The organism is Chitinimonas violaceus (genome assembly GCF_052601015.1).
Genome location: NZ_JBQXDJ010000050.1, coordinates 1 through 22,072, shown reverse-complemented (window position 1 = coordinate 22,072; position 22,072 = coordinate 1). Strand labels below are relative to the sequence as shown.

General features: G+C 55.3%; 22 protein-coding genes and 1 other RNA gene. 15 read left to right on the top strand and 8 right to left on the bottom strand.

What is annotated here, in order from left to right; all coding sequences use genetic code 11:
* Nucleotides 1–14 precede the first annotated feature (14 nt).
* Nucleotides 15–662: a thiol:disulfide interchange protein DsbA/DsbL gene (locus ACUHMQ_RS15415; RefSeq protein WP_445296351.1), complete on the bottom strand. Its 648-nt coding sequence runs from the start codon at nt 660–662 to the stop codon at nt 15–17.
* Nucleotides 663–798: 136 nt separating this feature from the next.
* A complete protein-coding gene (locus ACUHMQ_RS15410) occupies nt 799–1,434 on the bottom strand; it encodes an SPOR domain-containing protein (RefSeq protein ID WP_445296350.1) in 636 nt (211 codons plus the stop codon).
* A 145-nt stretch (nt 1,435–1,579) separates the two neighbouring features.
* On the opposite strand from ACUHMQ_RS15410, the gene argH reads away from it, so the two are divergent.
* The 7 genes from argH (at nt 1,580) to ACUHMQ_RS15375 (ending at nt 8,051) form a co-directional block, all read left to right on the top strand.
* Complete coding sequence (argH, locus tag ACUHMQ_RS15405) at nt 1,580–2,968, top strand: argininosuccinate lyase (protein WP_445296349.1); 1,389 nt, start codon at nt 1,580–1,582, stop codon at nt 2,966–2,968.
* Nucleotides 2,968–3,432, top strand: a complete 465-nt coding sequence (locus ACUHMQ_RS15400; protein WP_445296348.1) for a GNAT family N-acetyltransferase — start codon at nt 2,968–2,970, stop codon at nt 3,430–3,432. Before argH ends, ACUHMQ_RS15400 begins: the two co-directional genes overlap by 1 nt.
* An 8-nt stretch (nt 3,433–3,440) precedes the next feature.
* Nucleotides 3,441–4,445 carry a porphobilinogen synthase gene (hemB, locus tag ACUHMQ_RS15395; RefSeq protein WP_445296347.1) on the top strand — a complete coding sequence of 335 codons (1,005 nt, stop codon included), beginning with the start codon at nt 3,441–3,443 and terminating at the stop codon, nt 4,443–4,445.
* Nucleotides 4,446–4,693: 248 nt separating this feature from the next.
* Entirely contained in the window at nt 4,694–6,616 is a 1,923-nt protein-coding gene (locus ACUHMQ_RS15390) for a sensor domain-containing diguanylate cyclase (RefSeq protein WP_445296346.1), read from the top strand.
* A gap of 101 nt (nt 6,617–6,717) precedes the next feature.
* On the top strand, nt 6,718–7,326 hold the full coding sequence (gene gstA / locus ACUHMQ_RS15385; protein WP_445296345.1) for a glutathione transferase GstA: 609 nt from the start codon (nt 6,718–6,720) through the stop codon (nt 7,324–7,326).
* On the top strand, nt 7,304–7,798 hold the full coding sequence (locus ACUHMQ_RS15380; protein WP_445296344.1) for a DMT family transporter: 495 nt from the start codon (nt 7,304–7,306) through the stop codon (nt 7,796–7,798). The genes gstA and ACUHMQ_RS15380 overlap by 23 nt, the downstream gene beginning before the upstream one ends.
* Before the next feature lies 1 nt (nt 7,799).
* The gene (locus tag ACUHMQ_RS15375; protein ID WP_445296343.1) at nt 7,800–8,051 is read left to right on the top strand and encodes a YkgJ family cysteine cluster protein; all 252 of its coding nucleotides are present in this window, start codon (nt 7,800–7,802) and stop codon (nt 8,049–8,051) included.
* 67 nt (nt 8,052–8,118) lie between these two features.
* Here ACUHMQ_RS15375 and ACUHMQ_RS15370 read toward each other — a convergent pair.
* The 4 genes from ACUHMQ_RS15370 to ACUHMQ_RS15355 all read right to left on the bottom strand — a co-directional run bounded on the left by ACUHMQ_RS15370 (nt 8,119) and on the right by ACUHMQ_RS15355 (nt 11,730).
* A non-coding RNA gene (locus ACUHMQ_RS15370) (sX9 sRNA) lies at nt 8,119–8,192 on the bottom strand.
* A 61-nt stretch (nt 8,193–8,253) separates the two neighbouring features.
* Nucleotides 8,254–9,465, bottom strand: a complete 1,212-nt coding sequence (locus tag ACUHMQ_RS15365; RefSeq protein ID WP_445296342.1) for an HD-GYP domain-containing protein — start codon at nt 9,463–9,465, stop codon at nt 8,254–8,256.
* 175 nt (nt 9,466–9,640) lie between these two features.
* The gene (locus ACUHMQ_RS15360) at nt 9,641–10,657 is read right to left on the bottom strand and encodes a M48 family metallopeptidase (RefSeq protein WP_445296341.1); all 1,017 of its coding nucleotides are present in this window, start codon (nt 10,655–10,657) and stop codon (nt 9,641–9,643) included.
* Nucleotides 10,654–11,730, bottom strand: a complete 1,077-nt coding sequence (locus ACUHMQ_RS15355; RefSeq protein ID WP_445296340.1) for a YjgN family protein — start codon at nt 11,728–11,730, stop codon at nt 10,654–10,656. Before ACUHMQ_RS15355 ends, ACUHMQ_RS15360 begins: the two co-directional genes overlap by 4 nt.
* A gap of 131 nt (nt 11,731–11,861) precedes the next feature.
* Here ACUHMQ_RS15355 and ACUHMQ_RS15350 point away from each other — a divergent pair, with 131 nt between their 5' ends.
* On the top strand, nt 11,862–12,686 hold the full coding sequence (locus ACUHMQ_RS15350; RefSeq protein WP_445296339.1) for an undecaprenyl-diphosphate phosphatase: 825 nt from the start codon (nt 11,862–11,864) through the stop codon (nt 12,684–12,686).
* Nucleotides 12,687–12,794: 108 nt separating this feature from the next.
* Here the strand turns inward: ACUHMQ_RS15350 and polA are convergent, their stop codons facing one another.
* Entirely contained in the window at nt 12,795–15,569 is a 2,775-nt protein-coding gene (gene polA / locus ACUHMQ_RS15345) for a DNA polymerase I (RefSeq protein WP_445296338.1), read from the bottom strand.
* Between the two features lie 79 nt (nt 15,570–15,648).
* Here polA and ACUHMQ_RS15340 point away from each other — a divergent pair, with 79 nt between their 5' ends.
* The 6 genes from ACUHMQ_RS15340 to mtgA all read left to right on the top strand — a co-directional run bounded on the left by ACUHMQ_RS15340 (nt 15,649) and on the right by mtgA (nt 19,837).
* Nucleotides 15,649–16,383: an LOG family protein gene (locus ACUHMQ_RS15340; RefSeq protein ID WP_445296337.1), complete on the top strand. Its 735-nt coding sequence runs from the start codon at nt 15,649–15,651 to the stop codon at nt 16,381–16,383.
* 273 nt (nt 16,384–16,656) lie between these two features.
* Nucleotides 16,657–16,980, top strand: a complete 324-nt coding sequence (locus tag ACUHMQ_RS15335; RefSeq protein WP_445296336.1) for a DUF2782 domain-containing protein — start codon at nt 16,657–16,659, stop codon at nt 16,978–16,980.
* 172 nt (nt 16,981–17,152) lie between these two features.
* Nucleotides 17,153–18,097, top strand: coding sequence for a homoserine kinase (locus ACUHMQ_RS15330; protein WP_445296335.1), 945 nt, complete (start codon nt 17,153–17,155; stop codon nt 18,095–18,097).
* Nucleotides 18,098–18,205: 108 nt separating this feature from the next.
* Complete coding sequence (locus ACUHMQ_RS15325; protein ID WP_445296334.1) at nt 18,206–18,778, top strand: sigma-70 family RNA polymerase sigma factor; 573 nt, start codon at nt 18,206–18,208, stop codon at nt 18,776–18,778.
* Nucleotides 18,775–18,960: a zf-HC2 domain-containing protein gene (locus ACUHMQ_RS15320; protein ID WP_445296333.1), complete on the top strand. Its 186-nt coding sequence runs from the start codon at nt 18,775–18,777 to the stop codon at nt 18,958–18,960. The genes ACUHMQ_RS15325 and ACUHMQ_RS15320 overlap by 4 nt, the downstream gene beginning before the upstream one ends.
* Nucleotides 18,961–19,144: 184 nt before the next feature.
* Nucleotides 19,145–19,837 carry a monofunctional biosynthetic peptidoglycan transglycosylase gene (gene mtgA / locus ACUHMQ_RS15315; RefSeq protein ID WP_445296332.1) on the top strand — a complete coding sequence of 231 codons (693 nt, stop codon included), beginning with the start codon at nt 19,145–19,147 and terminating at the stop codon, nt 19,835–19,837.
* A gap of 121 nt (nt 19,838–19,958) precedes the next feature.
* Here mtgA and ACUHMQ_RS15310 read toward each other — a convergent pair whose 3' ends face one another.
* A complete protein-coding gene (locus ACUHMQ_RS15310; protein ID WP_445296331.1) occupies nt 19,959–21,356 on the bottom strand; it encodes an MFS transporter in 1,398 nt (465 codons plus the stop codon).
* 195 nt (nt 21,357–21,551) lie between these two features.
* Between ACUHMQ_RS15310 and ACUHMQ_RS15305 the strand changes: the two genes are divergently transcribed.
* Complete coding sequence (locus tag ACUHMQ_RS15305; protein ID WP_445296330.1) at nt 21,552–21,959, top strand: LysR family transcriptional regulator; 408 nt, start codon at nt 21,552–21,554, stop codon at nt 21,957–21,959.
* Nucleotides 21,960–22,072 lie beyond the last annotated feature (113 nt).

The window sequence follows — 22,072 nt, the reverse complement described above, 5'->3', positions numbered from 1 at the left end:
GTGCTCTGAGGAGCTTATTTCTTAGGTGCACTGCGCTCTTTGGCGATCAGCTCGTTCACGATCTTGAAGAAGCGTTCTTCGTCGCCATCGGTCTTCGAAGGCGAGGTCTTGTACTTGCCGTTGATAATGAAGGTGGGCACCCCGTCGATACCGTAGTCGCGTGTCAGTTGGGTTGCGCGTGCAAGCTGGGCTTGTGCGCCAAAACCTTTGTAGGCAGCCTCAAATTGGGCGCGATTCACACCTTGCTTGGTCACCCATTCGAATAAGGTTTTGTCATCGCGCAACTCAACGCGGTCGCGTTGAATGGCATTGAAGACGGCTGGGGTGAGGGCATTGAGTTGCTTGATGGCTTTCAGCGCATTGAAGACCTTGGCATGACCAGCCATGTCGCTACGGCCATCCCACATCACATGCTCACGACGTAGTACGACGTCCTTGGGCAGTGTTTTCTCCCAAGCAGTCACCTTAGGCTCCAGATGGAAGCAGTGCGGGCATCCAAACCAGAAGAATTCGATCACTTCGATTTTGCCGGGCGTCTCTACCGGCATGGCTTTGGGCATGTAGTCAAAGTCAACGCCGGCACGTGGTTCGGCATGGCCGGTCAGTGCAGCCAGCGCGAGGCCAGTAACGATGAGACGAGTGAATAGCTTGGCAATCCGCATAGTGACTCCTGTAAGAAAGATGGACGCTACTGATGGCTTGAAACCTGTTCACAATCCCTAACCCGCACCCCTCCGGGGGTTGAGCTGATGGGTTATCCATTGCCCCCGGACGGGTTACGCGATGAGTGCTAGGGACTTACTGCTTAACCAAGCTGGAATCGATACCGTTGACCTTGAGTTGAGCACGTATACGGTCGATATCCTCGGGCTGTGCCAACGGGCCAATCCGTACCCGGTGAATAACCCCTTTGCCAGGCACCTCGGCAGTTTGGATATTGGCTTCTACACCAACAAGTGCGAGTTTGGCTTTCAGGTTATCGGCATCCGTCTCATTTTGGAATGCCCCAGCCTGCAGATAGGTACCGCGAGGTGGCGCGACAGTCGCTGGTGGCGTGGCATCGGGTGCTTTGGTTACAGGTGGCGGTTTTGGGTCTCCACCAAGCTCTGGCAACATGGTATAAAAGTCAAAACGGTCAGGTTGCGGCTTGGTTGGTGAAGCCGGAGTTGCAGGCAGCGTTGTTACCGGCTTATTTTGACCGGGTGGCTGCATGATTTCGGGTTCAGGCGGTTGCGCTTCCACTTTGGGTGCCGCCGGTTTGTCCGGGCTGGCGAAAGGATTGGGTGTTTTATTCAGATAGAGCGCGGCGGCGACCGCAATCGCGATGCCTAGACACAACCCAATCAACAGGCCGGCGAATACCGAACTGCTTCCCCCGCTGCTGCGGCGTGTGCTGCTGCTTTTACGGTTGCTTTGTTTGTAATCCTTGCTCATGTTCTACCTTGTTGCTGCGTAGCTGGTGCCGCGCGAATCGACGCATTATAGCGGTGCATCCTGAACCACCGCTTACTTGTCGCGCTGCGGCAAAAGTACCGATCCCTTATAATCGGGCCATCATCCCATACTGGAACCTGCGTTCATGCAAGACGCCTCTCCCAAAGCTTGGTCCGGCCGGTTTTCCGAGCCGGTCGACGAACTGGTCAAACGCTATACCGCTTCGGTCACTTTTGATCACCGCCTTGCTGAATTCGACATCCAGGGGTCGTTGGCGCACGCCCAGATGCTGAACAAAGTAGGTGTGCTCAGCGCTACCGATCTGGCTGCCATTACCCACGGTATGGGTAAGATACTCTCGGATATCCGTGCCGGAAACTTCGAATGGTCGATTGATCTCGAAGATGTGCACATGAACATCGAAAAGCGCCTTACGGATTTGATCGGTGATGCGGGTAAGCGACTGCATACTGGCCGTAGCCGTAATGATCAGGTGGCCACCGATATCCGTCTTTGGCTCCGCCATGAGATCGATATCTTGATCGAACTGGCTCGTGAACTGCAAGAGGTGCTGCTTGATCTTGCCGAGGCGAATATCGAGACGGTGATGCCTGGTTTTACGCATCTGCAGGTTGCGCAACCGATTACATTCGGTCACCACATTCTGGCTTACGTGGAAATGTTGGGTCGGGACGTCGAACGGCTGATGGATTGCCGCAAGCGCGTCAATCGGCTGCCGCTTGGCGCTGCTGCGTTGGCGGGGACCAGTTACCCGATCGATCGCGAATACGTTGCTCGTCAGCTGGGCTTCGATGAGGTTTGCTACAACTCGTTGGATGCTGTTTCCGACCGCGACTTCGCCATCGAGTTCACTGCCGCTGGCGCTTTGATCATGATGCATCTGTCGCGCCTTGCCGAAGAGCTGGTGTTATGGATGAACCCGCGGTTTGGCTTTATCGAGATGGGTGACCGGTATTGCACCGGCTCTTCCATCATGCCACAAAAGAAAAACCCGGATGTACCGGAGCTGGTGCGTGGCAAGACCGGGCGGGTCAACGGCCATCTGGTTGCTCTTCTTACTCTGATGAAGGCCCAGCCGCTCGCTTACAACAAGGACAATCAGGAAGACAAAGAACCCTTGTTCGACACGGTGGATACGTTGTCGGCTACCCTGCGCATCGTTGCAGACATGATGCGTGGTGTGGAAGTGAAGCCAGAAGCCATGCGTCGTGCTGTCAAGCAAGGCTATGCCACGGCAACTGATCTGGCGGACTATCTGGTCAAGAAGGGCTTGCCATTCCGTGATGCCCATGAAGCTGTCGCATTGGCTGTGCGGTATGCCAGCGAAAAGCGCAAAGATCTGGAAGAGCTGAGCCTGATTGAGCTGGGCACTTTCTCCCCACTCATCGGTGTCGATGTATTCGGTGTCCTGACGCCCGAAGGCTCCTTGGCCAGCCGTGATCATATCGGCGGCACCGCACCCAAGCAGGTACGCGCGGCGATACTTCGCGCGCGTATCAGAATGGCGCGTTGATGCAGTTGCACTGGAAATGGAGTACGTTGGGGGAACTTAGTTCGCTCGAATGGCACGAAGTCAGCGTTACTCGCCAAGCTGTGTTTATTATCGAGCAGACCTGTCCTTATCCTGATCTCGATGCGTTTGACCCGGTCAGCATACATTTGCTTGGCCGGGATGCAGAGGGCAGGCTGCAGGCTTATCTGCGTCTGGTTCCGCCTGGGGTTAAGTTTTCGGAACCATCGCTGGGCCGTATTCTGACCGCCTCGACAGCCAGAGGAACCGGAGCTGGCCGGTTGCTGGTCCGAGAAGGACTGGCTGAGCATGCACGCCGTTACCCTGGGCTGCCGAATAAGATCGGCGCCCAGGCGCATCTGCTCGACTTCTATCGTTCGCTTGGTTTTGAGCCGTGCAGCGATACCTACCTGGAAGACGATATTCCCCATCTTGATATGCGCTGGCAACCTGCCGGCATTCTTTGAGTTTTGTCATGCATAGCAATCGCACATTCCCGTTGTATCGTCCCCGTCGTATGCGCCACGATGCGTTCTCCCGCCGCCTGATGCGTGAAAATGTATTGACCTCGAATGACTTGATCTGGCCGGTTTTCGTGTTGGAAGGCACTGGCAGGCATGAAGAGCCGATCGACTCCATGCCTGGCGTGCAGCGTATGAGCCTGGAAGTATTATTGCCACGAGCTGAAGAGGCGTTGGAGCTGGGTATACCGGCGATTGCCCTTTTCCCTGTGATCGGCGGTACCAAAACGGCCAATGGCGAAGCGGCTTACGACCCGGAAGGCTTGGTGCCGACGGTTGTACGGGCGCTCAAGTCGCGCTTTCCAGAACTTGGCATCATCACTGACGGTGCATTGGACCCCTATACCAGCCATGGCCAGGATGGCTTGATCGATGAGAGCGGGTATGTGATGAATGACGAGACGGTGGCTGTGCTCGTCAAACAGGCGCTTTGCCATGCCGAGGCTGGAGCCGATATCGTTGCGCCCAGCGATATGATGGATGGCCGTATTGGCGCCATTCGCCAAGCGTTTGATGCTGCGGGCCACATTCATACACGCATCATGGCTTATTCGGCCAAGTATGCTTCCAGCTATTACGGGCCCTTCCGGGATGCTGTGGGTTCGTCGAAAAATCTGGGTAAGAGTGATAAATACAATTACCAAATGGATCCCGCCAATTCAGATGAAGCCCTGCATGAAGTGGCGCTCGATCTGGCTGAAGGCGCCGATATGGTGATGGTAAAGCCTGGATTGCCTTACCTCGATATCGTGCGGCGGGTGAAGGATGAGTTCCGAGCCCCAACTTACGTCTATCAGGTGTCTGGCGAGTACGCCATGATCAAAGCTGCATCACAGAATGGTTGGTTGGATGAGTGTATGGTGGCTATGGAAGCATTGATAGCGATGAAGCGGGCTGGTGCCGATGGGATATTGACATATTTTGCGCCGCAGGCTGCCCGTTGGCTGAGTATGCGTTAGGACCTGATTACGATCTGGCTGTACGCAGTAGTGATCAGTGCTCATGTGCTGCTCGAAACCCTCAAGTACCAACGTATAAGGTGCTTCCGTTGTGTCTTGCTCTAGCTCGCGAGACTTTAGACAGATTCTAAGTCTTGGTTACAGCTTGATTCGCCAAAGGCCAGCACGCTGGCCTTTTTCTTTGCCCTGCCAAGCGTGCTGCCAAAACCTATAATCGGCACGCAACCCTGAATTTCAGAGGCCGTGCAATGCGCCAGCCGCCACCTAACACGCTTGCCTATGCCGCGAAGAAGCCCGGTTGGCGTGGCTTTGTGCGCGCTCGCCGCATATTGCTCTTGTGGCTTGTAAGTGGATTGGGCGTTTTGGCGATGTTGATCGTCTGGGAGTTGCGCAGCTCCTACATGGATACTCGGCAGAATGCACGTGTTGCATCGCAGAGCATCGCCCAGTTGCTCAAGGAACAGCTCGAAGGCGCATTCCGCGCGACCGATCTGGTATTGCGCGACCTGGCCGGCAAGGCAGACCCTGTATTGCTTAGCCAGTTGGAGTCGCTTTCGAGTGAGCAGTCGGCAAAACTCCAACAGATACTGGGTGAAAAACTGTCGACACTGCCACCGGTTGCGAGCCTTGCCTTTTTGCCACCCTATGGCCGCTATGCACTGAATAACCGGCAGCTGCTGACGATAGATCCAAAGCTGCAGCGTTTCTTCTTGCAGCTGCTCGCTGTTTCCGATGACAAGGTAGCGTTCTCCGAGCCATTTGCCATGTACAACGGGGAAGGGTCTGCTTTTCTGATGGTGAGACGGGTTCCGGGAGTCAATCAGAAACCGGCGGGGCTGGTCTCGGCATTGGTCAAGCTGGAGTTCTTCGAGCAGCTGGTACGGCGGTTGAATCCGCAGAGTAACAGCAGCTTTGTCCTGTATGACAGTAACCTGCGCATTGTTGGTTTGTTTCCGAAACCGCCGGGTGTTGAAGAAAGGCTGGAAGTAGATGCCGCCACGCTGGCGACATGGATTAATGGGCGTAACAGCGACTATGGCGTAAAGGTGTTGCAGCTGGACGGAGTGGAGCGTGGCTACAGCTTTTTCCGGCTGGAGAACTTTCCATTTGTGGTGATGGTGGGCTTGTCCGAGCAGCAACGTTTTAGCGATTGGCGCATGAAGGCTGCGGCCTATGTCGCCATTTTCCTGATGGTGGCGTTGTTCTCTGTAGCAATGGCCTGGCGTGGCTGGCGTGAGTCGCAATTGGCGTTGGAGGTGTTAGCCAGCCAACAGCGTTTGCAAGCGCATGACGAGCATATTCTGCGCGCATTGGAGACATTGTCCCGTCCGATTCTGCTGGTGCGGGCGCGCGACAATATGATACTGGTGGCGAATGAGGCAGCTGCGCAGCTATGTGGCCAACCAAGCGACATGTTGGCGGGCAGATTGCTGCCTTCGTTGTATGAAGAGCCGGAACAGCATACCGAGATACTCCGGCAGCTCAATGAAAGCCAGTCGCTGACTGATTACGAACTGAAACTGTTACGTCCCGGTCAGGCATCATTCTGGGCTGCGGTGTCCGGGTCCTTGATTGTCTACACCGATGAGTCGGTCTACTTTCTGACGCTGGCAGATATCTCAGAGCGCAAGTTGGAACAGGAGTCGCTCTGGCTCAAGGCCACGCTCGACCCTTTAACCGGAATTGCAAACCGTGGGTACTTCATGGAGCGTGCCCTGGTGGAGTGGCAGCGGGCGGTACGTTATCAACGCCCTCTTGGGGTGCTGATGCTGGATATCGACCACTTTAAACACGTGAACGACACTTATGGCCATGATGTCGGCGATGAAGTGCTGCAGGCCTTGTGCCAGCGTGTGCAGCGGCAGTTGCGGGAGACGGACTTGTTCGGCCGCCTGGGGGGCGAGGAATTCTGTGTGTTGCTTCCTGAAGAGCCGGACAGCGGCATTGTCTATAACGCGGAACGTTTAAGACAGCGGGTGGCTGAGACGCCGATCCGCCTCAAGAGCGGAACCGAGCTGGTAGTGACCATGAGTGTGGGCTGCGCCTGTCTGCAAGCGGGAATGGCAGACCTTGCCTTGCTGATCAAACAAGCGGACCAGGCGTTGTATGCAGCCAAACGCGCCGGCCGTAACCGGGTTGTACTTTATGATGCATCAACTGGAGAGACATAAACAGCGACTGAGCCAAGTAAGACTTGTTCAACGCTGTATTGCTGACTCGCAGCAGACTTTGAAAAGACTTTTATGCTGGGTCGGATTCTTTGGAGGAAGACATGAAACTCTATTACACCCCGGGCGTTTGCTCATTAGCACCGCATATCGCCTTGAAAGAAGCAGAGTTGGTTTTCGAGACGGAACGCGTGGACCTGAAACGGCATGAGACTGCTTCAGGTGAGGATTACTACACCATCAACTCCAAAGGCTATGTGCCGGCGTTGCGTTTGGCAAATGGCAATCTGCTGACTGAAGTTGCCGCCATTCTTCAATTCGTTGCAGATCAGGTTCCCTCCAAGGCCTTGGCGCCTGCGGCAGGCAGCTTCGAGCGGGTACGGTTGCAGGAATGGCTTGGCTTTATTGGCGCCGAGATTCATAAGGGTTTCTCTCCATTATGGTCTCGCACTGCATCGGATGAAATGAAAGCGGTAAGCAAGCATCGTTTGTTTCATTGGTTCGACTGGCTGGAACCACAGTTGACCGAACAGGCTTACTTGCTGGGCAGCCAATTCAGTGTGGCGGATGCTTACCTGTATACATGCCTCAATTGGAGCAATTTCCTACATATCAACCTCGACAAGTGGCCGGGGCTGCAAGCCTACCTCGCCCGTGTGGCTGCAAGGCCTGCGGTGCAGATGGCCTTACGTGCCGAAGGTTTACTGGACTGAATGGAACAAGATGGCGGCCTTCTACTTTCTTTTTGCGGTACTCATCGGATGTGTCGTACCGTTGCAGGCTGCTGTCAACAACCAGCTTAAGGGCCTGATTGGTGGTAGTACCCTATTGGCAGCCTTCGTGTCCTTTGCTGTGGGCACGGCGACACTGGGTGTGATTGCCGTGCTGACGAATCAACGCTGGCAGGGCCTGGGAGGAATCAGCCAGGCTGCGTGGTGGCATCTGACGGGGGGCCTGATGGGTGCAGCGTTTGTGTTTGGTACCACCTTGTTGGCACCGCGTATCGGGGTGGCGGCGATGGTGTCGTTGATCATCAGCGGTCAGATACTGTCTTCGCTGTTGTTTGATCGTTTTGGCTGGCTTGGTCTGGCAACACGTGAGCTTTCCACCCCCCGGCTTATTGGTGCGTTGTTCGTGTTGGCTGGCGTACTGTTGGTCAATTTTGGCGACAGATTGAGCAAATAGGGTGGAGTGTCGCCTGGGTTGTGCAGCCTGCTGTATTGCGCCTTCCATCTCTTCACCCATACCGGGTATGCCCTATGGCAAGCCTGCCGGGGTGCGTTGTGTGCAATTGGACGAGCAGAACGGCTGCCGCATTTTCGGCCAACCTGATCGGCCGGCAGTATGCAGTAGCCTGCCCCCTGCGCTCGATATGTGTGGCGAGAGCCGGGAACATGCGTTGCACTATCTGCATTGGTTGGAAGTAGAAACCCAGTGATATTTCCGAGAGTATTTTCAACGCCATACTGCTGACACGCAGCAGACTTAAAACAGATTCTCAAACCTGTTAACGATCTGTAGCGAGCAGCTGTCAGCAGGGTGCAGAGCAGCGCAGAAACCGGAATGTACATTGGTACATGAGGATTTCGAGCAGCACATAAACCCTGATCACGGCTGCGCAGTAAGATCGTGAACTGGTTTTACATAAAGCGCTGTATATCAATCTTCCACTTGCTCGGACTTTCATGGCTGACGATCTTGTCCGCCCCACCTTTCCCCATGGGCTTGGCCAGATCAATCTCGAAGGGCGATTGATAGCCTTTCTTGATATCGAAGATCACCTTCACTTTGGGTTGCAGCAGGCTTTCCTCGTTATGCTCGGTGACAAGACCCATGCGCCCGCTTTCCAGTAGCACCAAGGTACCAACCGGATAGATGCCGACACAGCGCATAAAGGCTTTGACTAGGTCAGGGTCGAAGTGGTGCGAACTCCATTCGAACAATTTCCGCAGGGCATCGGTAGGCGGCATACCTTTGTGGTAGCAGCGGTCTGCGGTGATGGCATCGTAAACGTCGACAATCGAAGCCATCTTCACCAGCGTGCCGATCTGATCGCCCGCTAGTTTGTCCGGGTAGCCCGAACCATCGACGCGTTCATGATGGTGCAGGGTGATCTGTAGTGGAATGTCACCGATCTCGGGTGTTTTCAACAGGATTTCATACCCATCCCGCGGGTGCTTTCGGATAAGCGCGAATTCCTCGTCAGTCAGGCGGCCGGGCTTGTTGAGTACTTCATCGGGCACCATCGCCTTGCCTGTGTCGTGCAGCAGCCCCCCCAAGCCCGCCTGGCGTGTGATTTCCGCATCAAACCCTGCTGATCGGCAGAAAGCTACCATGAAGGTGCACACGCTTACCGAGTGCAGGAAGGTGTAGTCGTCTTTGTTCTTGATATGCATGAGCCCGATCAGCGCACCGGAATTGCGCAAGATAGACTCGGTAATGCTGGCGACTACAGGCTCCACCGTATCCAACGAGACTGCTTTACCAAGGCGTGCGTCCTGCATCACGGTACGTACCAGATCGGCAGCCTGGTTCTTGATGTTTCTGGCCTTCCCTATTTCTTCTGCAACGGTGATACGGAACTTTGGTGGTGGTTCGCTGGTTGCGACGGCCATCATTTCAGCCTGGATGGCTTTTTGTACTTCCTCTTTGGTAGGGGCATCGGGTACATCAAGGCCGCGGTCGCTATCGATGTAGACCTCGTGAATGCCACACTCCAGAATCGTTTCGATCTCCTTCTCTGTCTTTAAGGGGAAGGCTGACCGCATGAATGGATGGACTGACCAATCGGCAGCGAGGTCATGGATATACATGCCGACTTTGAGCTCGCTCGAAGGAATACGCTTGATCATGTGGGCGGGCTTTCACTGTGTACTATTCAAGGCTATTGGTACGGTTCCGGCATCAGTCGGCCATGCGGGAACGCAATCCTGCGTACATGGGAGGGCGAGGCTTATGCTGCGTTGGAATCACCATTAGATAGTCTAGTCCAGTTGGCAACGATGCCAACCCTGGCTGATAAGTGCATCAGCCCTGTGGGCAGTGGCCTTGGAAACGGTTCATGCGATCAAGCGTATCCGGATGGGAGGATAACCAGTCTGGCAATTTGTCCAACTGCCTCTTGTGTTTGCCGCTCTGGGCCTGTTCTATGCGCTGTAATGCACGCACGAAGCTGCAGGGTGTACGCCCAGGGTATTGCAGCCAGGTGTAGGCATAGGTATCGGCCTCTTCCTCGAACTCCCGGCTGTAGCGTAAATCCGCCAAGGCGATGGGAAGACTGACCAACAGGTCCACCAGGGAGCTGGTATCGCCGATCAGGATGGAGATGCTCAATGCAAGGCCGCTGGAACGCAGTATGCCCCGTATCGCATGCCGGTCTTCGATGTGGCCGGCCTCATGCGCCAGTACCGCCATCAATTCATCCTGGGTCAGGATGGCCAACAGGTCATCGGTTACTACCATCAGATTACCGGGCAAGACGAAGGCATTGGCGCCGATGCTGTCACCTCGTCGGAATTCAAGTCGGTAAGGTGCCGCATGACCCCCAAGCTCAGTAAGGCGCTGGCGGATCTGAGCCTGCCGTTCGGCGGGCCAGCGGCTGGGGGCCAAAGTATTGTGGTCGAGCACTTGCAGCGTCCGTTCCCCCATCCAGCGTTCACTGCTTGCGGGAACAGCACGCGCGGCGAGGTCTGCCGCGGCAGGCAGGCCCCAGCGGTAAGCGGCGAACAGGAACAGCGCCAATAACGGTAGGACCAACAGCGCCAGTTTCAAGGAGGCTTCCCAACGCCCCAGCCAGCTGCGCTGTCTGCCAACGAGCTTGGCCAAACTTGCGCCATCGATGACATCAAGCATGCCGCCATCGGCAAGTTCAATACGCCAGGGTTGGCCGCTACCTATGGGTTCAACGAGTTTTAGCCTATCGAGCGCAATGATCAGTTCGCCCTTTGGCAAGCCCAGCCAGAGTCCAGCCGGCGTAAGCGCGATTTCGACCTCGCTGGCTGCGGACTGCAGCCCGTCGAAATAGCTGGCGCGCCAGACGGTCATAGGCCGACATCCACGTCGAACATATCGGCTATCTCCTCACCTGCTGTACCCGTCTGGGTTTGCGCTGTCGCGGTAAATGCACCGAGTCCTCCTGGAGCATGGAGGCTGAGGTTTTCGACCATATAGCGGGTGGTCCGTACGCGTATCCATGGGTAGGCAAGACCAAGGCTGAAGTACAACGCCAGGCTGTTGAGGAGATGTAGGGAAAACAAATCAGTCGCCCGATATTCCGCCTTGAAGTACAGCTCTCCCAAGGTAAGCCGCTGAAATACCAGCTTGCTGAGCCAACCGACCAATGTCCGCATGACGGCAGTAAAGACAGAAAGCACCGCGATATAAAAGGCGATAAAGCCTATCACTGCCAGTGGAGCGGAGCCGGATTTGATAGTACTGGCAATACCGACAAAGCCGATACCGGCAAGGATGACGACCAATACGGTCAGCACGATGAAGGCAAGCAGCGCACAGAAATAAGCCTTGTACCATTCGCCCACAGCAGGCTTTAACGTGAACTGCTGCTGACCATAGCGGACATGATCGAGAATCCACTGGCGTTGCTGGTGTGCTACCCATGGCAAGGCGAGCATGGCTGTCATGAAGATGACCATAGGCAACAGCAGGTAATTCACAGCCGCGTCGCCAGTCGAGCCTGTGAAACTGAAGCGCAGGTTTCTGTAGCTGGTCATCCCAAGACGAAAACGCAACGCACGGATGATCAGAAACGGCGTAACAAAAAACAGCAACAAGAGGAAAAGGGCAGCCAGGGGTGGAATGAACTCGCTGAGCAGAATGTAGGGAATGAGCAGTGCCAACGCGATCAGCCGGCCAATCAGAATGGCGATGGGTTTGCCGTGGTAGTCAAAACGGGCGTTGGCCAGTTCGGTCGCCCCATAGAAATACCGCGTGGTGCGTACTTTGGCCCAGGCTGAATAGATGCCCAGCGTCACGATCGACAAGAGCAGATTGACGATCCAGATACGAAAATATTCCCCGGTGCTGCCATGAAAGCGCAACGTATATTGCTGTGCCTCAGGTGCTGCAGATATGGGATTTGTCGTTATTTCATTCGACATGGTTTTCCCTAATAAATGATCAAATATGGCGCGAGCGGTAGGTTTACTCGGCTAAGTGGCACCTAGACGAGCAGCCGAGGTGGCGGCTAAGCGGCTTATAATCAACGCCTTTTTATGAAAAGGCTGGTGGAATGGATTTAATACTGTTGTTTCATGCGTTCATTATGGGTTTGGTTGAGGGCATTACTGAGTTTTTGCCGATATCCAGCACAGGCCACCTGATTCTAACGGGACATCTGCTTGGATTTTTGGATAAAGACAAACGGGATGTTTTTGAAATCTTCATCCAGCTAGGCGCCATGTTGGCCGTGATGTGGGAATACCGCCAACGCTTGGTCTATGCCATCACCCATGCGCGTGAACCCGGTCCGGGCCGCCAGTTGCTGATCAATATCGCTGTTGCCGCAGTGCCTGCCATGGCGCTGGCCAAACTGTTCGGTACCGAGATCAAAGCCGTATTGTTCAATCCGGTGACGGTAGCAATCGCCTTTATAGTCGGCGGCATCATCATCCTGTGGGCCGAGAAGCGCCAGCAGGTAGTCAGGATTCATTCTGTGGACGATATGCGTTGGCCGGATGCTCTCAAAGTTGGTTTGGCACAATGCTTGGCGTTGATCCCAGGCACCTCGCGCTCGGGCTCCACCATTGTCGGCGGCATGCTGTTCGGTATCTCCCGTACCGTCGCCACCGAGTTCAGCTTTTTGCTGGGTATTCCGGTGTTGGGCACCGCTTCGCTCTACAGCATCTATAAGCACTGGCACCTGCTCAGTACCGATGATCTGGCCATATTTGCGGTTGGCTTTATCGCCAGCTTTATCTTTGCGCTGATTGCAGTGCGTGCTTTGCTGCGCTTTTTGGCAAATCACACCTTTGTTGCTTTCGCCTGGTACCGCATTGCGTTCGGCGTAGTCGTGTTGCTGACTGCGTATTCCGGGTTGGTGAACTGGGTGGATTAATCCGGTAATTGGATGGTATTAAACAAAAAGGCCCGGTCAGAAACCGGGCCTTTTTGTTGATATATGCGGGTTCGCCGCGTAATCGTTACCTTGGAATTTATCGTGTAATCAGTGTGCGGCTTCCCAGCTCATCCCCACACCCACTTCGGCCAACAACGGTACTTTCAGGTCGGCTACGCCAGCCATCAGGGCGGGTAGCTTGGTTTTGACGAGTTCCAGTTCCTCATCCGGCACTTCCATTACCAGTTCATCGTGTACCTGCATGATCAACCGCGTTTTGAGCTTGTCCTCTTCAATCCAGTTCTGTACTGCGATCATCGCCAGCTTGATCAGGTCGGCTGCGGTACCCTGCATGGGCGCATTGATGGCGGCACGCTCGGCCCCTTGGCGGCGGCCCTGGTTGGAAGAACGGATTTCGGGCAGCCAAAGGCGACGGCCAAACCAGGTTTCCACGTAGCCTTGCTCGCGTGCAGTTTCCCGGGTGGTTTGCATATAGGCAGCCACACCAGGGTAACGGGCGAAATAGCGGTCGATATAGTTCTGTGCGGCACTGCGTTCAATATCCAGCTGTGCCGCCAGTCCAAAGGCGCTCATGCCATAGATCAGGCCGAAGTTGATCGCCTTGGCGTAACGACGCTGCTCGGCGCTGACGGTTTCCGGCGTTGCGCCGAACACTTCAGCAGCCGTGGCGCGGTGAATGTCGATACCTGCCTCGAAGGCCTTGAGCATGCCCTCGTCACTGCTCAGGTGCGCCATGATGCGCAGTTCGATCTGCGAATAATCGGCGCTCACGATCTGATGGCCTGGCGGTGCGATAAAGGCTTCGCGAATCCGCCGGCCTTCTGCAGTACGCACCGGGATGTTCTGTAAATTGGGGTCGTTGCTGGCCAGGCGGCCGGTTACCGCTGTGGCTTGCCCATAGTTGGTATGTACCCGGCCCGACTTGGCGTTGATCATCAGCGGCAGTTTGTCGGTATAGGTGGACTTGAGTTTGGCGAGGCTGCGGTGTTGCAACAATTTGGCTGGCAGCGGGAAGTCACGCGCGAGCTCGCTCAAGACATCCTCATCGGTACTTGGTGCGCCTTTTGGGGTTTTCTTGATGATGGGCAGCTTGAGTTTGTCGAACAGAATCTCGCCTATCTGCTTGGGTGAACCCAAGTTGAATGGCTGGCCAGCCAATTCGTAGGCTTCCTGTTCCAGCCGAAGCATCGACTGTCCCAGCTCGTGGCTTTGTTTTTGCAACAGGCTGTTGTTCAGCAGAACACCGTTGCGTTCCATCTTGAACAGCACTTCCCGGCAGGGGAGCTCAATCTGGCGGTAGATGAAATCGAGCTTTGGGTTGGCGGCAAGCTGCGGTGCGAAGGCATGATGCAGGCGTAGTGTGATGTCGGCGTCTTCAGCGGAATACCGCGTGGCGACATCAATGGCAACCGCCGCAAAGCCAATCTGTTTTGCCCCTTTGCCTGCCACTTCCTCATAACTGATCGCTTTCAAGCCTAGATGCTTGGCAGCAAGTTCATCCATGCCATGTCGCTCGGTGCTGTCCAGCACATAGCTTTGCAGTAAGGTATCTTCCACTACACCAGCCAGCGCAATGCCATGGTTGGCGAACACATGCTGGTCGTATTTCAGGTTCTGGCCGAGTTTCTTTTTGCTTGGGTTTTCCAGCCAGGGTTTCAGTTTGGCCAGCGTGGCATCGAACGGCAGTTGTTCTGGCGCGTCAGCATAGTGGTGCCCCAGGGGGAGGTATGCTGCGCCGATGGTACTGGAACCGCCGTCGAGCAGCGCGAAGCTGATGCCGACGATGCGTGCGAGCATCGGCTCCAGGCTGTCGGTTTCGGTATCGACGGCAACGATGTCGGCTGTATTCAGCTTGTGGATCCAGGTATCAAGCTGCGCTTCGGTTTCAATGGTTTCATAATCCCGAGCCAGTTCCGATAAATCACCGCTCTCGTTGGGCGCAAAGCTGCGCAGGGCGGATGTATTGCCTTCAGCCGCAATCTTGTCGCCTACTGCAGCGTCGTTCTTCAGTTCCGCCAGCCAAGTCTTGAAACCGTAGGTCTCATAAAGATTGGTCAGCGTGGGTTTGTCGGCATCGCGTGGGGATAGGCTGTCGAAGCCCTTGGGCATTTCCACGCTGAGATCGACATCACACTTGATGGTTACCAGCGTACGTCCCATAGGCAACCATTCCAACGTGTTACGTAGATTCTGGCCTACCGCCCCGCCGATCTGGTGTGCATTGGCCATGATGGCATCGAGGTTGCCATGTTCGCTTAGCCATTTCACCGCAGTTTTGGGGCCACACTTGGGTACACCCGGAATGTTATCCACGGTGTCGCCTATCAGGGCCAGGTAATCGATGATACGGTTTGGCAATACGCCGAACTTGGCCAGCACACCGGCTTCGTCGAGCGTTTCCTCACTCATGGTGTTGACCAGCCGTACGTTTGGCGTCACAAGTTGCGCCATATCCTTGTCGCCAGTGGATACGATAACCTGCATGCCCAAGGCATTGGCCTGGCATGCGAGTGTGCCGATCACATCATCTGCCTCCACGCCGTCTACCATCAAGATAGGCAACCCCATGGCAGTGATGGCGGCATGGATGGGTTCGATCTGAGCCCTCAGGTCGTCCGGCATGGATGGACGTTGTGCCTTGTATTCGGGGTAAAGTGCATCACGAAAGGTCTTGCCCTTGGCATCGAATACACAGCCGATATAATCGGCCGGCACTTCTTTCACCAGCTTCTTCAACATGGCGAGAATGCCGCGCAAAGCCCCCGTCGGTGCGCCGCTTGGGCTGCGCAAATCCGGCATGGCGTGAAACGCTCTATATAGGTATGAAGAGCCATCGATCAGTAAGAGCGTTTTATTAGACATGCATTGTGCTCCGGCAGGATGAAGTAGGTGCGAGGCTGTCTTGCCCGCGCGTACCAAAATACGAAGAAAGAGTAGAAAAATGAGTGCCCACAGCAAGTTACCCAGCGATACCGATCCGGCTGCCATGGCGGCTACGCAAGCTTATCGCTCGCGCGAAGCGTGGCGCGTTTTCGAGATTATGTCTGAATTCGTCGAGGCGACAGAACGGCTGCAAGCGATTCAGCCTGCTGTTTCCTTGTTTGGTTCGGCGCGTACCCCGCGAGACCACCCGTACTATAAACTCACCGAGGAAATTGCCCGCCTTTTGTCCGATGCCGGATTCAGCGTGATTTCCGGCGGCGGTCCGGGCATTATGGAGGCAGCCAACAAGGGTGCATTCCACGGCAAGTCGCCTTCCGTGGGGCTCAATATCCAGCTGCCCCACGAACAACATGGCAATCCTTATCAGGATGTCAGCCAGACATTCCGTCACTTTTTCGCCCGCAAGGTGATGTTCGTGAAGAACGCCACCGCCTATGTGGTGATGCCGGGTGGTTTTGGCACGATCGATGAATTGAGCGAAGCCTTGACGCTGATCCAGACAGGTAAGAGCCGCAAGATGCCGATTATTCTTGTCGGCAGCGCCTTCTGGAGCGGTTTGCTTGATTGGATTCGCAACACCCTGCTGGCCGAGGGCATGATCAACCCTTCGGATCTGGACCTGATGCAGGTGATTGACGAGCCGAAAGCGGTAGTTGACGCGATCTTCAATTTCTACGAGACCCGCGGTTTTGGTCTGAGCCCAGCCGAGCGGGAGATGCAACTGAGTTTGTAAGCTGGTGCTGCTTTGGCATCTGTTTGCAGATTGGCTGAACAGTAAGATCATCAACAGGTTCTAAGAACCTGTTCAAAGTCTCGCGGGTTAAAGCAAGACAAGGCGACAATAGCCAAGGAAGCGCAGTTTACGAGCGGTAAATGAGCATGCCGAGGATGCTTTCAATGCCGTATTGATGACGCACAGCAGACTTTGAATAGGTTCTTAAGAACTTGGACCATTTGGTCGGATCGCATAGAGACCATCGGTAAGCACAGTGAAGGAGTAAACCCTATGCGTTATTGTCTGATTGCCCTGGCACTATGGAGTGCCGGGGTGTATGCGGCTGAAAAACCGCCCGTACAGGTGCCACCACCACCGGCATTGCCGCCAGGAACGGTGGACGAAGCGGTGCTTGAGCCTGAAGTCACCATCATTCAAAAGGATGATGCGACGGTGTCGGAATACCGGATGGCTGGCCGGCTTTATATGGTCAAGGTCAAACCCAAGGTGGGGCCGGAATACTATCTGAGCGATGAAGATGGCACAGGTAAGTTGGTGCGCCGCGATGGGCAACCCACAGTCCGGCCGCCAAAGTGGGTGATCAAGCGTTTCTAGCCCATTTGTCGCTTAGGAACCTGTTCAAGATCTGTCACGAGTGGCGCATAAGTCCTGATCACCACTCAGAAGTGAGATCGTAGACTGGTTCTAAGGTGGGGTGGGATGCCCCGCCTTGTTGTTTCTGCCGCCAAATGGCACCTGAACCCGAAGTTTGAAGTGATTTTCTCCCATGTCTGTTTTTACTACCGTCTCTGTGCCTGAACTGGCCAACTGGCTCAAACGTTATGCGCTGGGTGAACTGGTCGAGCTCAGAGGCATTGCCGCGGGCATTACCAATACCAATTACGCGGTTACGACCACGCAGGGCCAGTATGTGCTGACCTTGTTTGAAACGCTGCAGGCACATGAGCTGCCGTTTTATGTGAATCTGGTGGCGCATCTGGCACACCACGGTATTGCGTGTGCGGCACCGATTGCCAACCAGCGCGACGAGATGATCGATACGCTCTGCGGCCGTCCTACTGTCTTGTCGGAATGGTTGCCGGGCGAGCCTGTGGTTCAGGCCAGTGCCTCCCAGTGCTTTGCACTTGGAGCTATGCTGGCGCAGATGCACCGTGCTGCGGAAACCTACCCCGGGCATATGGCCAACCCACGTGGCCCCGCATGGTGGAACGTAGCTGCGCCTGAGCTATACCCCTATCTGAACAGTGACGATGCTGCGATGCTGAAGGCGGAGATCGGGCAGCAGAGCCGCCACCGTTTTACGCATCTGCCAAGTGGTGTGATCCATGCCGATCTGTTTCGCGACAATGTATTGATGCATGGTGACCGGATTGGCGGTTTTATCGACTTTTACTATGCCTGTAACGATATCCTGATCTATGACGTGGCGATTACCATCAATGATTGGTGTGCCCGGCCTGATGGCGAAATTGACCCGCAACTTGCCCAGGCCTTGTGCCAGGGATATCAGTCCGCCCGGTTGTTGAGTCAGGCGGAGCAGGAAGCTTGGCCGCTGATGTTGCGTGCGGCGGCATTGCGTTTTTGGGTTTCGCGCTTGTGGGATTGGCATAAACCGCCGGCAGGTGAGTTGACCTACCGGAAAGATCCGGGCGTGTTCCAACGTATTTTGCGTGCCCATCAGAACAGAGGTGATGAAGCGCACTGGTTATAGGAGCCGGTTCTCGTACGGATGTGCAGCAAGTGTTGAAGAGATAACATAGAGATTATAATTTCCAGCTTATTTACTATGCCTTTCAGGGCCTTATAAAGCGAGCTTAACTTGAATCTGCCTGACGACCAGCAGCTTGCTGAATTCCGTGACTATCTGCTGCGCTATGCGCTATACCGTTTGCGTGACGAGGAAGCCGCGGAGGAGGCTGTACAAGATACGTTGTTGGCCGCATTGCAGGCCAAGAGCGGCTTTGCTGCGCAGTCCAGCGTCAAGACGTGGCTGACAGGTATTCTCAAGCACAAGATTATCGACGCGCAACGCAAGCTCTGCCGCGATCCGTTACTGCTTGATAATCGGGTGGATGAAGAGGGGGACCTCAGTGATTTTGACAGCCTGTTCGACAAGACCGGCCATTGGGGAAGCGATGCGCCCCGTACTTGGGGCAACCCCGATGCCTCGTTGGAACAGCAGGATTTCTGGCGCGTCTACAGAGAATGCGCTGAACGGTTACCCAAGCGCACCGCACTGGTGTTTGCCATGCGTGAATCGCTGGGACATGAAATAGAGGAAATCTGTCAGAACCTCGAGATCACAGCGACTAATTGTTCAGTGCTGCTGTATCGGGCCCGGATGAGCTTGCGGCTGTGTCTGGAGAAAAACTGGTTTGGTGAACATGCATGATGAACTGCAAAGAAGCCACCCGTATGGTGTCCGAAGGTTTAGATCGCGAGCTTGCGCTGGGCGAGAAATTCCGTTTACGGCTGCACTTGCTGATTTGCGACTATTGCCGCAACTTCTCCCGGCAAGGTGAGTTCCTACGCCGTGCTGCCCGATCCGCCGCCAAGCGTAAGGCGGACGATTAACCCGGTCTGCCGGGCACGTATTTCCACCACGACATCCGCAAGGTAATGTCTGCTTTGTATGAGCCAGATGCTGTTTGAGCTCGTTCAGGGGCTGTCCCGAGCAGGGCATCAGCCCTGATTACGGCTGCACAGTAAGATCGGCTTGGACAAGCTTTGCCGCTTGTCACGATTATAATCCTGCGCCATGACCCTTTCCCGCTTGATCGGCCGCATTCTGCTGGCGCTTATCGTCTTGTTTGTGCTCTACCAGCTATGGCTTTTCGCGCATGTGGTCTGGTGGAAGTACTACAACCCCTCTGATACGGCGTTCATGGATCAACAGCTTACCGCGCTGCGCCAAGACAATGCCGAAGCCGAACTGAAGCACAAGTGGGTGCCCTACACCCAAATCTCCCCTAGTCTGAAACGCGCCTTGGTAGCGAGTGAAGACGCCAAATTTCTGGAACATGAAGGGTTCGATTGGGAAGGTATACAGACGGCCTGGGAAAAGAATATGAAGAAGGGGCGTATTGCTGCGGGTGGTTCCACTATCAGCCAGCAACTGGCGAAGAATCTCTTTCTGTCTGGCCGGCGCAGCTATCTACGCAAACTTGAGGAAGCCGCCATCACCCTGATGTTGGAAGCGGTGATGGATAAACGTCGCATCTTCGAGATCTACCTGAACGTGATTGAGTGGGGAAACGGGGTATTTGGCGCAGAAGCCGCTGCCCGCCACTACTATCAGACCAGTGCTGCAAATCTTGGTGCAGCCCAGGCCGCGAAGCTGGCAGCCATGGTGCCCAACCCCCGCTATTACGATAAGAACCGTAACGCGAGAGGCCTGAATCGTAAGGCTGCGATCATCGAGCGGCGGATGCGCTATGCCGATATACCTTGAGAACCGGTTTGCGATCGGAATTGTGCTGGTAGTTGCTTACGATGTGACTGCGCAGGTGGTGTAATGGCTGCGAACTGAGCACAAGCGGTTGGATATAGGCAGGTAGCGCGGCGGGTTTACCTTATGAGACCGCACGAGATTGCGAGCGGCCAGTTGTGAGTGAGCCGCTGCCAACGGAGATACCAATAGCGACAAGGATTATCGCCGTTGCAACGGCAAAAGTAACCCGCATACCGGTAGCAATGGCTTCGGCATGTACCGTTGTGATGTCGGAGGTCACCGATGCGGCTGCAAATATAGCGCCCATGACAGATACCCCAGTGATAAGCCCGAGATTGCGCGACAGATTGAGCATGCCGGAGATGACGCCTTTCTGGCCTGGGTGAACGCCCGCCATGATGGCGGTGTTGTTGGCTGCCTGGAACAGCGCATAATTGGCGGTGACAACAATAATGGGTGCAACGTAGCCAGTGACACCAAATTCCGCCGGTACCATCGATAGAGCAAATGTCCCGCCCGCAATGCCGCTGAGCCCAATCGCGATCATGCGCTGTGCGCCAAAACGATCCACAAGGCGACCGGCCGGTACACCGGCTGTGGCTGCGACCAGTGGGCCGATAGACAAAATGAAGCCGACCAATGCGGTTTTGAGCCCAAGCGCATAAGAGAGATAGAAAGGTCCGACCACCAGGGTTGCCATCATTACGGTTGAAACCAGTCCGCTCATGGCAAGGCCTGCACTCAATAGTGGATCGCGAAACATAGCCAAGTGGATCAATGGTGATGTGGCTTTGGTCTCCGCGAGCACAAAGAGACCGGTACCGCAGGCAGCAACTAATAACAACGCTAGGTTGAGTGGTCCAAAATGGCCGTGGCCAAATGTCATGGCGAGCGTGTAAGCCGCAAGCGTCAGCGCAAGCAGCAACGTGCCTGGCTTGTCGAAGACCACCCAGTCGCGCTCTATCACTTGGCGGTCGATAGGCAGGTAGCGATACGCGAGAAGAAAACCCAGTATGCCCAGCGGGACGTTGATAAGAAAGATGGCCTGCCAACCAAGACCTGCAATCAGTAAACCACCAAGCGATGGCCCGAGCGTTGTGCCAATTGCCGACATCGTACCGAGCAGTCCCATGGCGCTACCGGTCTTTGCCTGTGGCACGGTTTCACTGACAAATGCCAGGGCGAGGGCCAGCATGATGGCCGCACCTAGCCCCTGTACTGCCCGGGCGACAATCAGCAACCAGAGTGCGGGGGCCACGCCGCATAGTAGCGACGCGACAGTAAACAGGGCGATTCCAGTTAATAGCAACCTGCGGCGGCCGATGATGTCGCCAAGCCGCCCGACACTGACGATCAAGGTTGTGATGGCGAATAGATAAGCAAGGACGATCCACTGGGTTGCCTGAAATGATGCAGAGAATGCCCGAGCCAGTATCGGCAGGCCTGCGTTGGCGATGCTGGTATCGAGTGAGGGCATCAGGATAGACAGCGAGAGAGCGAGAGGCCAGCGAGCGCCCACCGGGTTGAGGATGTCAGTTTCTCGTCTCCGCCGCCTGCTTCATCTTGTTTGGGGTGATTGGATTTCAAGGTGGACTCCTTTAGGCATGCTTTCGATAAGGTAGTCCCTTGCTTGGTATGGCGGAAGGCGCAGCATTTGCACTTTATTCATGCATGTAACGCCATTATCAAAATACGGCTGTGCTATGGTCGGTGGATGTCGAAGCCAGATCTCAACCTACTTGTTACCCTGGATGTGCTGCTTGCGGAAGGGAATGTTGCGCGTGCAGCCCAACGGTTACGGCTCAGTCCGTCGGCAATGAGCCGAGCGTTGGCGCGGTTGCGCGAGACGACGGGTGACCCTTTGCTGGTCAGAGCCGGGCGTGGTCTTGTGCCTACGCCTCGGGCGCTTGAACTTCGCGAGCGGGTTACTCAGCTGGTGCAGGAGGCCGAAGCCGTGCTACGCCCGGTTGAACAGCTCAACCTCCAGCAGTTGGTCAGAACATTCACGCTGCGGACCAGTGAAGGCTTTGTAGAAAGTTTCGGGCCTGATCTGATTGCGCGCATCAGCAAGGAAGCGCCAAGCGTGAGACTTTGCTTTGTACAAAAGCCTAGGGTCTGTTGACGTTTTGACTTCGGTATATTGAAGAAGCGCAGCAAACCCGCAGAATTACGGTTCCTATACCAATCACCCTGCGGGTTTGCTATGCCCCGATTGATGCTCAGTGACGAGCTTTG